This window comes from Corallococcus sp. AB038B (genome assembly GCF_003668955.1).
Lineage (GTDB): Bacteria > Myxococcota > Myxococcia > Myxococcales > Myxococcaceae > Corallococcus > Corallococcus exiguus.
On record NZ_RAWO01000001.1, the window covers coordinates 2,544,344 to 2,554,548 of the forward strand.

9 protein-coding genes are annotated in these 10,205 nt (G+C 67.8%); 2 read left to right on the plus strand and 7 right to left on the minus strand.

Annotated elements, in window-relative coordinates; genetic code table 11:
• Window positions 1-17 precede the first annotated feature (17 nt).
• Together D7Y04_RS10530 and D7Y04_RS10535 are read right to left on the minus strand one after the other, a co-directional pair.
• Window positions 18-815 (minus strand): hypothetical protein, encoded by a 798-nt coding sequence (locus D7Y04_RS10530; RefSeq protein WP_121759121.1) that lies wholly within the window; start codon window positions 813-815, stop codon window positions 18-20.
• A gap of 151 nt (window positions 816-966) precedes the next feature.
• Window positions 967-1,233, minus strand: coding sequence for a hypothetical protein (locus D7Y04_RS10535; RefSeq protein WP_147477076.1), 267 nt, complete (start codon window positions 1,231-1,233; stop codon window positions 967-969).
• Here D7Y04_RS10535 and D7Y04_RS10540 point away from each other — a divergent pair.
• A complete protein-coding gene (locus D7Y04_RS10540) occupies window positions 1,217-2,122 on the plus strand; it encodes a bile acid:sodium symporter family protein (protein ID WP_121759123.1) in 906 nt (301 codons plus the stop codon). The genes D7Y04_RS10535 and D7Y04_RS10540 overlap by 17 nt on opposite strands.
• A 117-nt stretch (window positions 2,123-2,239) precedes the next feature.
• Here the strand turns inward: D7Y04_RS10540 and D7Y04_RS10545 are convergent, their stop codons facing one another.
• Window positions 2,240-3,130, minus strand: a complete 891-nt coding sequence (locus D7Y04_RS10545) for a hypothetical protein (RefSeq protein ID WP_147454441.1) — start codon at window positions 3,128-3,130, stop codon at window positions 2,240-2,242.
• Between the two features lie 160 nt (window positions 3,131-3,290).
• Here D7Y04_RS10545 and D7Y04_RS10550 point away from each other — a divergent pair, with 160 nt between their 5' ends.
• Window positions 3,291-4,949: an amidase gene (locus D7Y04_RS10550; RefSeq protein WP_121759124.1), complete on the plus strand. Its 1,659-nt coding sequence runs from the start codon at window positions 3,291-3,293 to the stop codon at window positions 4,947-4,949.
• 376 nt (window positions 4,950-5,325) lie between these two features.
• Here D7Y04_RS10550 and D7Y04_RS10555 read toward each other — a convergent pair whose 3' ends face one another.
• The 4 genes from D7Y04_RS10555 to D7Y04_RS10570 form a co-directional block, all read right to left on the minus strand.
• On the minus strand, window positions 5,326-6,495 hold the full coding sequence (locus tag D7Y04_RS10555) for a caspase family protein (protein ID WP_158627480.1): 1,170 nt from the start codon (window positions 6,493-6,495) through the stop codon (window positions 5,326-5,328).
• A gap of 128 nt (window positions 6,496-6,623) precedes the next feature.
• Window positions 6,624-7,958 (minus strand): clostripain-related cysteine peptidase, encoded by a 1,335-nt coding sequence (locus tag D7Y04_RS10560; RefSeq protein WP_121759126.1) that lies wholly within the window; start codon window positions 7,956-7,958, stop codon window positions 6,624-6,626.
• Window positions 7,955-8,740 carry a hypothetical protein gene (locus tag D7Y04_RS10565; protein ID WP_147477077.1) on the minus strand — a complete coding sequence of 262 codons (786 nt, stop codon included), beginning with the start codon at window positions 8,738-8,740 and terminating at the stop codon, window positions 7,955-7,957. The genes D7Y04_RS10560 and D7Y04_RS10565 overlap by 4 nt, the downstream gene beginning before the upstream one ends.
• 107 nt (window positions 8,741-8,847) lie before the next feature.
• On the minus strand, window positions 8,848-10,200 hold the full coding sequence (locus D7Y04_RS10570) for a DUF4403 family protein (protein WP_158627481.1): 1,353 nt from the start codon (window positions 10,198-10,200) through the stop codon (window positions 8,848-8,850).
• Window positions 10,201-10,205: the final 5 nt, after the last annotated feature.

Sequence of the window (10,205 nt, forward strand, 5' to 3'; positions counted from 1 at the left end):
AGTGCTAGTGATAAGGGTCAGTTCCTCGTGAACGTGAATTTGAATTCCCTCTCAAGAACGTCCATTCGTGTGGCGAGCGAGTAGTTGTCCCGGGCCTCCAGGTCGTACTTTCCGGCGTAAAGCAGCCCGACCGCCTCATTCGTCTCGGCATCGACCCAGACGGACCCCGAGTCGCCATGGTCGGCGACGGCGCCGCTTGCGAAGGGCATGATGACGAACTGCACGCCCTTGTCATTGGTGACAGGGGACTGGACTGCCTGGATGATCAGCATTCTGTCGTCGAGATGATGAACCCGCCCGTAGGTGACTCCGGTCACCGCCCCTGACTTCTTCACGATCATGCCGAGGCGTGGGGCCACTGCTGGTCCAATGAGATACGGCGGATTCCCACGGGCGTAGAAGCTGAAGTTGACGTTGTCTTCCAAGGGGCAGATGGCGACATCCAGCGCCTTGTTGGCAAGCACCGGCGTCGCATAGGCGATGACACGCGCCAGGCGATTTCCACCCCCGCCGTACTTGGGGTGGAAGATGGGGAGCAACTTGTGGGTCGTGGCCTTGGTCCACCAGGCCGGCAGCGGCCTTTCGTACAAGGTTGCTCGCATGGGCATCCGCTGCTGGAGCTCCTTCTGTTGCTCGGCCTCATCCGAAAACGCGACGTGGTGGTTCGTCAGAAGGCAATTGACGCCTCCAATCTGGACGAACGCACCCAGGGTCCCTTTGTCCGCGATGGTCGCGCCACTGATGGACAGCCCGGGAGTCACCTGGATGTGAGTCTCTTCAGGCGGCGCGGGCTTCCTGTTGAGCGTCGTTGGCATTTCGTCCTCGGGGATGGGATGGGGGGCTGGAGGGAAGGCAGCAATCCATGTGCCAGCGCGGGCCGGCTCGTGGAGGATGGGCTCACACCGGGAGCGCTGCGTCCGAGGATGACGCAGCGCTGACCGGGAAGGACGCGCTTCCGCTGGGACGTCAATCGTACAGCTCGCTGAGCGGTCCGGGCGTGATGCGCGTGCTGAACTCCAGCCCGGGTTGAAGTACGAATAGGAGCTGTCGCTGGCCCTCGTCGTCGAACCCGGAGGTCTTCGCGGGGTCGTCCTTGAAGCCCAGGGCCAGGTGCTCGTAGCCCAGCCAGCGTCGCGGTGCGGTGTGTCGGGTCGGGCTCGGGCTCCTGTGGAGCGGGTCTTTCTGGCAGAGTGTGCGCTTTCGCTGGGGGCCCGCCATGCAGAGCAGTGTCATCACGGAAGTGTTCCTGCCGATTGCCCTGGGGGTGATCATGCTCGGCCTCGGGCTGAGCCTCACCCTCGCGGACTTCCGCCGCGTGGCGGTGTATCCGCGCGCGGCGCTGGTGGGCCTGGGCTGTCAGACGCTGCTCATGCCCGCGGTCTGTTACGCCATCGCGACCGGCTTCGGGTTGCCTCCCCAGCTCGCCGTGGGGTTGATGCTGCTCTCCGCCACGCCGGGCGGTGCGACCGCGAACCTCTTCAGCCACCTGGCCAAGGGCGATGTCGCGCTGAACGTCAGCCTGACGGCGGTCAACAGCGTGCTGTCGTTGCTCACGCTGCCGCTCATCGTGAACTTCTCCCTGGCGCACTTCATGGGGGAGGAGCGCGCCATTCCGTTGCAGTTCGCCAAGATCGTCCAGGTGTTCGGCATCGTCCTGGTGCCCATCTCGATGGGAATGCTCGTGCGCGCGAAGCGGCCGGCGCTCGCGAATGGCCTGGACCGGCCCGTGCGCATCATCTCGGCGCTGTTCCTGGTGCTGGTGGTGCTCGCGGCGACGCTCAAGGAGCGGGATCAGCTGGGCACGTACTTCCAGAGCGTGGGGCTCGCGGCGCTTGCCTTCAACCTGGCCAGCATGGCGGTGGGTTTCGTGGTGCCCATCCTGCTGCGTGTCGAGCGCAAGCAGGCGGTGGCGATCGCGATGGAGGTGGGCATCCACAACGGCACGCTCGCCATCGCCATTGCCTCCAGCCCCCGGTTGCTCAATGACGGCGTGATGGCCATTCCCGCGGCCATCTACAGCGTCATCATGTTCTTCACCGCCGGAGTCTTCGGCGCCCTGGTCGCCCGGAGACTGGCCACGAGCGCGACCGCGGAGGAGCTGCAGCCGCGCAGGGCTCCGTGAACGTCCTCGCCCGTGCACGGCTGAAGCACTGACACGACAGGCCTGCTCCCCCAGGACACCTCACGGGGGAACAGGCCCGTTCACGACGACCGCTGGATTACACCTGTCGCGGGTCGCTCAGTACGTGCATCGCAGGACCTGGCGGTAGGTGCCGCACTGGCTGAAGTCCGTCGTGCCCGCGGGCTTCGAGTGGTAGCAGGCGGAGACGGCGGGGTCGCAGGGCGCGCTGGGCCAGACGTCGTAGGCGTCGCCGTCGGTGAGCGCGAACTCCGTCACGCGCGCCACCAGCCGGGCGGTCTTCTGCATCGTCGCGCCGTTGTCGCCGCCAGCGCTGAAGGCGAGCGGGACCGTGTGCGGGTCGATGGCCTCGTGCAGCTTCGTGTACGTCCAGTCGAGCTTGTAGTTGGGCCGGCCGTAGACGGACGGGATGCCGTCCGGCGCCGTGACGGAGAGCCAGTCGGTGTAGCCGCCGACCGCGGCGTGGCCCCGGTAGATGAGGTTTTCGTTGCCCTGGACGACGTAGCGGGGGGTGACGGCCTCGTCGATCCAGATGCCCGAGTCGCCGCGGAAGTCGTAGAAGCGCGGGGCCACCACGATGCGCGCGGTATACGAGCGCGGCGTGCCCGTGTTGGTGGTGACCTTGACGAAGAGCGGCAGGCCCGAGAGCATCGTGTTGAGCTCGTGCCCCTCGTGGAGGACGATCTCGAACCGGCGCTCGCTGATGACGTTCGCGTCGCCGAAGGCGTCGTCCGGAACGAAGCTGAGGACGTCCGCGAGGTAGCGGTTCGCGGTGGCGCGGATGACGAGCGCGCGGACGCCGTCACGCTGCTCGAAGGTGCCGAGCGTCTCGAAGCTCAGCTCGTTGTTGCCCACCGTGGCGTAGAGGCGGGTCGCCGTCTCCGCGGCGGTGCTGACACCCAGCTCCTCCTGGGACTCGGCTTCGATGGGGGTGTTGTCACAGGCCGCGAGCGCGGTGAGGCAGGTCAATGCAAGGGCACGTAGATGCATGGGGGGATCTCCAGGTGAAGCATTATCTGTATCACACGCCCCTGACACCGCCCCTGACTGGGATTGTGCCAGCCTTGTCACAAGACACTCGTCACGGCTCTTCCTCCCGGTGGGGGAATGGGGTCCACTTGGCGCCCCTCCACGAACGGGTGCCTGCTCCATGACGAAGAAGACGGCTGCTTCCGATGTGAACCCGACGGGTCTCTCCCGCCGCACACTCCTCGGGGCCGCGGCGGCCGTGACGGGGGCGCTGGCCGCCCGTGATGCGCGCGCCGCCACGCCGACCGCCGCCGCGCCCGGGGCCTTCTCGCTCGAGGAGGCGACGGTCGCTGAGCTGCGCGCGGGCCTGGAGTCCGGCAAGCACACCGCGCGCGGGCTGACGGAGGCCTACCTTGAGCGCATCCGTGCGCTCGACCGCACCGGGGACCTGCCGCTGTGTTCGGTCATCGAACTGAACCCCGACGCGCTCACGCTGGCCGACGCGCTGGACGCCGAGCGCATGGTGAAGGGCGCGCGCGGGCCGCTGCACGGCATCCCCGTGCTCATCAAGGACAACATCGCCACGGCGGACAAGATGCAGACCACCGCGGGCTCGCTCGCGCTGGTGGGCGCCGTTCCCCCGCGTGACGCGTTCATCGTGGAGCGGCTGCGCGCCGCTGGCGCCGTCCTCCTGGGCAAGACGAACCTCAGTGAGTGGGCCAACTTCCGCTCCACGCACTCGATGAGCGGCTGGAGCGGACGCGGCGGCCTGTGCCGCAATCCCTATGCGCTCGACCGGACTCCTTCCGGTTCAAGCAGTGGCTCGGGCGCGGCCACCGCGGCCAGCTTCTGCGCCGTGTCGGTGGGCACGGAGACGGACGGATCCATCGTCTCGCCCGCGTCCGCGTGTGCGCTGGTGGGATTGAAGCCCACGGTGGGGCTCGTGAGCCGCGCGGGCATCATCCCCATCTCCTCGACCCAGGACACCGCGGGTCCCATGACGCGCACCGTGGCGGACGCCGCGGCGCTGCTGAGCGTGCTCGCGGGTGAGGATTCACGCGACGCGGCCACCGCCGCGGGCAAGGGCCGTGCCCACCCGGACTACACGAAGTTCCTCGACCCCCAGGGGCTCAAGGGTGCGCGCATCGGTGTGCCTCGTGAGCGGTTCTTCGGCTACCACCCGGCTACGGACGCGGTCGTGGAGCGCGCGCTCGAAGTGATGAAGGCGCAGGGGGCCGTGCTGGTGGACCCGGTGGTGCTGCCCAACCTGGCGAAGCTCGACGAGCCCGAGTTGGATGTGATGCTGTATGAGTTCAAGGCGGGCCTGGAGGCCTGGCTCGCACAGTTGGGGGAGGGCGCCCCCGTGCGGACGCTCGCGGACCTCATCGCCTTCAACGAGAAGAACCGCGAACGCGAGATGCCCTACTTCGGCCAGGAACTGTTGCTCCAGGCGCAGAAGAAGGGCCCTCTCACGGACACCGCCTACAAGAAGGCGCTCGCGGCGTGCCGCCGGTATTCGCGCGCCGAGGGCCTGGACGCGGTGATGAACAAGCACAAGCTGGATGCGCTCGTGGCTCCGACGCAGGCACCGGCGGGGCCTATCGACCTGGTGCTGGGAGACCACTGGCTGGGCAGCAGCTCCACGCCCGCCGCCGTGTCCGGCTACCCGACCCTGACGGTGCCCGCGGGTGACGTGTATGGGCTGCCGGTGGGGGTGTCCTTCATCGGCCGCGCCTGGAGCGAGCCCGTGTTGCTCAAGCTCGCCTACGCCTACGAGCAGGTCTCGCACGCGCGGCGCAAGCCTGGGTTCCTCCGGAGCGTGGACCTGCGCGGCGCGTAGGGTGGGCGAAGGCAGAGGGTTGAGCGGCACCTTCACCAGGGCCAGGTGCGCGCTGCGCACGGCGAGGAACTCCGCCAGGTACTGGAGCGTCGCCACACGGGTGGCGTCCACCAGAGACACCCGCGACAGGTCGATGACCACGCGCTTCGCCCAGATCGGACCGTTCACGAGGTCGTAGAGCTTGAGGCGGATGATGAGCAGGAGGGTCCCGTCCATGCGCGTGACCATGAGGTCTAGCGACTCGGGGGCGAGGGCGCTTCCGGGGCCTGCCTGTGCAGGCTGCGCTGCGATTTCGACGCTCACGTCCAGCAGGTGCTGCGCGGAGGCGCTCCCGCGGCACTGGGGACAGCGCACGCCCGGAATCCGAGCGGGCTGTTTACCCTCCCTGGCTGATCCCCGCCGTCGGCACGGGGACCTCGTTGTCGCGCCAGAGGATGCGGGGAGGCTTCGGAGGCACGGTCTGCCCCGTGTCCGGATCCAGGTCGACCCGGAAGGTAGCGACGTCGAACTGGGTTCCGTGTCGGGCCTGGGCCGCGGGCGTCGGCTCCTGCTCCGAGAGTCGGAGCCAGGGCTCCGGCTGTTCGGGCCCGGTCAGGGTGAGCGCCATGCTCCAACCCTCACGTTGGTGGCCCCCCCAGGGCTCGAAGCCCCCGGTGAAGGTTCGTTGGTTGTAGACGCGCACGGTGAAGACATTCTCTCCTGGCTCCAACGTCACGGGGAACGGCTGGGTCAGACGCGAGTTGCCCACGATCCGGTCGTTGAGCAGGAGGAGGGCCTCGTCGTCCGCGGCCATGCTGACCAGGACGGAAGCAAGCTCGCGGAACTGCACGTCATCCTCGGAGTTGACGTTGGATGTGTAGCCGGGGGCCTGCGCCGAGAAGCGCAGCTTCCTGTGCAGCTCCGGGAGCACCCCCAGCAGGGTGGCGCCCGGCATGTTCAACAGGATCGCGAGCGAATAGGTGTACTCGGAAGGTTCCCGTAAGGGATCCGGCGCAGGGCCCGAGGGGCCCACCGAGTGGGCGACCAACGTGTTGCGCCGCCCCTTCGTGTTCTCCTCCTCCTGGAGGCCGTTGTTCCAACTCTTGCCGAGCGCTCCCTCCTTGGGAAAGGGATTGGTCCGACATGCATCGATGATGACGACATTGGGATGGGCCTGGGGTGGCGCGAAAGCGACGATGTCGTCTACCAGGACGGCATGCTTCTTGAGGGCACGCGCGATGCCAGCCGCGTCGCTGGGAGGCGCGTGGAACGGGAAGTCCGCCATGAGCAGGTAGTTCTTCCCCATCCATTGGAGCGCATGGCCACCGTAGTGGAAGAAGGACCAGCGCTCCTCGGCGGTGTCGCGCGAGCGCTCTTTCAGCAGGGTCTTGAGTTCGTCGGCTGTCAGCTCCGTCTTCACGACCACCGACTCCAGCTTCGCCTGCTTCAACGCTGCCTCTACCAGCCGGGCGCCCATGACGGTGCCGTTCAGCTCCACCTTCGTGCCCGGTATGGTCCGGTTGGCGACCAGCAGCGCCCGTCCCATGCCGGCCGGTCGGCGCGTCACCGGGGGGAGCCTGGGCCCCGCCACGGAAGGCTCCGGTGGCACAGCCTGGGCAGCCCTTCCCGTCACGGTTCCAAGCAACAGCAACCAGCCCAAGGCCCATCCGCCGGCATGCCTGCGCTGGACGCTGCTCATGGCACCCTCTCGAAATACGCGTGAAGGAAGTCCGCCCACTTATGTTCCCGGACAAAGGCGACGGGATATCGGGTGTTGTCCTTCTGGTACCCCTGCTCCTCGTAGAAGTCCGAGGCGTAGGCCCGCCGTCCAGCCGGAAAGTAGATGGCGAGCCCGCTGGCCCCCTCGTCCGCGCGAATGGGGCCCGCGAATGAATGCAGCACGGCCTGCTGGTGAAGCGAGCGCACCTGCTCCAGCGCCCTCCGGACGTCGGGGTTCTGTGTGCGTTCCAGGTACTCCCGGACGAACTTTGTCAGGTCCACGTGGTGGAAGCGCTGGTCCCCCGGGTTGGGGTGGTCCCGGGCCAGCAACGGGGAAGCCAGTCGGGCCTGTTGGATGAGCCGCGCCTCCGCGTCGAGAGTTCGCACCAGCGTATCGGCGAGGTTGGAGACGGCGTCCGCGAGGGGCGCAAGGGCCTCCAGCCGGACTACGGAGAGCGTCAGGCGATCGGTGCTCTCATTCGGGGACGGTCTGTAGTCGAGGGGATAGGTCTCCACGATGCTCCGCGCCAGTTGCTCCGCGCTGAAGTCGGGATGGTCTTTCAACTGCTTGAGCCACAGGTGATAGGCCCAGCCGTCACCGGGCTCCAGGTCCTCGCTCGCCACCATGACGTCGGCGAACTCGCGCATCGCATATGCCGTCTCGACCATGGCCATCAGACAGGCGTCGAAGCCGAGCAGGTCCAGCTTCCTGCCCTCAAGGGCATTGCGCAGCGCCTGCTGCACCTCGCTGTTGTAGAGCTGATCCCGGTTGGTTTCGTCGTGGGACACGGAGCGGAAGGCCGCGCCCGACACGCTGCGGGAGACATCTTCTCGGGGCGCGCCCGTGAGGTCGCGGTAGCCCTGCCCGTGGTCCCAGATGATCAAGGCGTAATGCCGGGCGGGGTAGGTCCGCATGCCCCAGCGCACGAACTCCTCCAGGACCTTGGGGTCGCCCATGTTTGCCTCGCCCAGCACCTGGGTTGCTGCGTTCGCGTTCGGGTCGATGTTTCGCCTGACGATGAACCGGCGGGTGTCCTTCCATCCGTCGTAACGCGAGTCGTACCGGCCATTGCGGTCGAACTGAACGACGACCTTGAGCTTCTCGGAGCTGCCCACGCTGTTCATCTCGATGAAGTCCGACAGCGCTTGCGGCTCCAGATTGTTGTCCCCGTTCATGAAGACCAGCACGGTCCAGTCGGCCGGCGGTTCCGGGGGAGCCTTCACGCCCTTCGGGGCGCTCGCACAGGCGAGGAGGGACGCGGCGACCAGGAGGAGCAGCCGCGCCCGGGCGGGCCACAGGAAGGAACTCATGGGGTGGGAGCCTCGTAGATGAGCGTGGTATCCAGGCTGAAGGAAAAGTGGATGAGATCGTCGGCCACCTCGAGTCGCAGGTCCTGGTGGGGTTTCACCTCCACCCGTGAGGGCGCCGGGTCAAACCGGGTCTGGAAGAAGCCCGCGGCCTTTCGCGCGACCTGGTCCAGTTCGAAGTCCATCCTCCAGAGTGGCCGAGGTGGCTTCCGGAGCCTCTTTTCCAATGCCGCGAAGTGCTGCCCGCGCGAGTCGAACACCTCCGCGTCGGGGAGCGCGAAGACGAGCTCACCCCCCTGGAGTTCGAAGCGGGGTATCCCCTGGATCCGGAACCCGCTGGCGGCGCCGCTTCCATTCGTGCAGAGGGTGAGGACCAGGCGCGTGCCCAGGACGCCGAGGTCCACTGACTGGATGAGCGTTGGCCCGCTGGCGGCAACGAAGGAGGTTTGCGCCAGGAATCTGGCCAGGACCTTCGACAGTGCCTTGGGGTCCATGCACCCGTGAACCCGCAGACCTCCATCCGAGGGGCCGCTCCAGGCTCCGAGGGGAGGACACCGGGGCGTCACGTCTCCCACGCGAGCCACCATGCCTCCTGGAATCCTCACGTGGACCTCCGTTGGAGATGTCGAGGTGATCCGTGGCATCTGAGGTGGCAGGGCCAGCACGATGTCCCCTTCCGTTCCGGGCCAGACGGAGGTGATGTCCTGGGAGAAGAGTTTGCGCGCGCTTCGCTCCAGCCAGTCGCGATCCTGCTCCTGGCGGTTCTCAGGGGGCGGTCTGGTCATGCGGAGGATGAACTCGGAGCCGTCCTCCGCCGCCCATGTCGTCAGGGGGGGCAAAAGCAGGAGGAGTCCGAGGAGGCGAGGACGTGGGACGACCGGGGGCATGAGGTTCACTCCTTTGGGTGGGAAAGACGGTTTGGCTTCTCGACGACCGCGCCGGTGGCTTCCAGCACCACGCGGAAGCCGGTCCGGGTGAGGGAGACATCCCGCGGCTGGAGGATCTGGAGGGTGCCAGTCAGCAGGGGCTCCTTCGCGAAGAGGGACGCGCCGAGTGCGGTCTCCAACCGGGCGCGGAGGCCGTCGACCTGCTCACCCACCGGCCAGCGGAGTCGCTGGCGCAAGTGGACAAGCATCCCGGCATGGCGGCCCTGGTCCAACCGCTTCACCGCGGTGGAGGAGGTCTCCACGGTGTAGTCGAGATCCTCCAGTGCGAGCAGGCGGGTGTCCGGGTCGTACCGGGGCCGCCCCTTGAGCCACAACGTCACGTCGATGGGGTTGGGGAGGCCGGAGAGCAGCCGCACCTGGAGCTTGAGGCGGGCACCGCTTGGGTCCCCTGAGAGCTCCGCGCCATGGACCTCCACCTCCAGGTTCGGGAGCACGAACCGGGAGGGGAGCCGGGCCTCCACCAGCCGTGACGCCTCCGCGAAGGACAGGTGTTTCTCCAGGGTGAGGTGGAAGCCCTCGTTGGGGGAACCCACTTGGAGGGAGGGCATCTTCTGCGGGGCGACCCACGGCTCGGGACCTGACGCGAGCGATGGCCGCAGCCGCAACTCCAGCGATGTGCGCACGGCCGGACCGTCCTCGCGCGGCGCTGTCACCCGGAGTTCCGTGGGCGTGAGCCGCAGCCACAGCGACGCCCCCAGCGGGATGGGCTCCGAGGCTGCCCTCCACAGTTGCTCCGCCACGCGACGCGCGCCCAGGACTTCGCGCAGTCGCTCGTCCAGCGCCGCCGCCGCCCGGTCCAGCGCCAGTGCCAGCGCCGCGTCGACGTGGGTCGTCGCATCGTGCGCCAGGAACGTCACTCGACTGCGCTCGGGGTGCCCGAATTGAAAGGAGGTCCGCGCTGTCAGGTGCCAGTCCGGCGTCCAGTCCAGCCGGGTCGTCCCCGCGACGTGGACCTGCTTCCGGGGGGCGCCCCGGCTGCTGTCCGCTTCCGGGGCGCACGACGTTCCCCCGAACAGCGCGCGCCGCCGAACGACGCATCCCTCGGCTTCGTAGTCCACCCGTGTGCTCAGCCGCAGCGTGCCGTCCTGGAAGGACAGCGCGAAGGGGGTGCGCCAAGCCCGGTAGCGGATGCCGACCCGGCCCTCGTCGACCAGGGTCCAGTCGGGACCCGACTCGAGGACCCTGGGCATGGCGTCCTCCAGGGACTGGGAGAGCACCGCCAGGTCCACCGAAAGCGGCACGCTGAGCCAGGACGTCGGAGGGAGGGCCAAAGAGGCGAGGCGCGACGCGGAGCTCATGGCGT

Coding starts and splice junctions, on each gene's coding strand:
- D7Y04_RS10530 (WP_121759121.1), bottom strand. CDS start 815: ATGCCAACGACGCTCAACAGGAAGCCCGCGCCGCCTGAAGAGACTCAC.
- D7Y04_RS10535 (WP_147477076.1), bottom strand. CDS start 1,233: ATGACACTGCTCTGCATGGCGGGCCCCCAGCGAAAGCGCACACTCTGC.
- D7Y04_RS10565 (WP_147477077.1), bottom strand. CDS start 8,740: ATGACCAGACCGCCCCCTGAGAACCGCCAGGAGCAGGATCGCGACTGG.
- D7Y04_RS10560 (WP_121759126.1), bottom strand. CDS start 7,958: ATGAGTTCCTTCCTGTGGCCCGCCCGGGCGCGGCTGCTCCTCCTGGTC.
- D7Y04_RS10540 (WP_121759123.1), top strand. CDS start 1,217: ATGCAGAGCAGTGTCATCACGGAAGTGTTCCTGCCGATTGCCCTGGGG.
- D7Y04_RS10545 (WP_147454441.1), bottom strand. CDS start 3,130: ATGCATCTACGTGCCCTTGCATTGACCTGCCTCACCGCGCTCGCGGCC.
- D7Y04_RS10550 (WP_121759124.1), top strand. CDS start 3,291: ATGACGAAGAAGACGGCTGCTTCCGATGTGAACCCGACGGGTCTCTCC.
- D7Y04_RS10570 (WP_158627481.1), bottom strand. CDS start 10,200: ATGAGCTCCGCGTCGCGCCTCGCCTCTTTGGCCCTCCCTCCGACGTCC.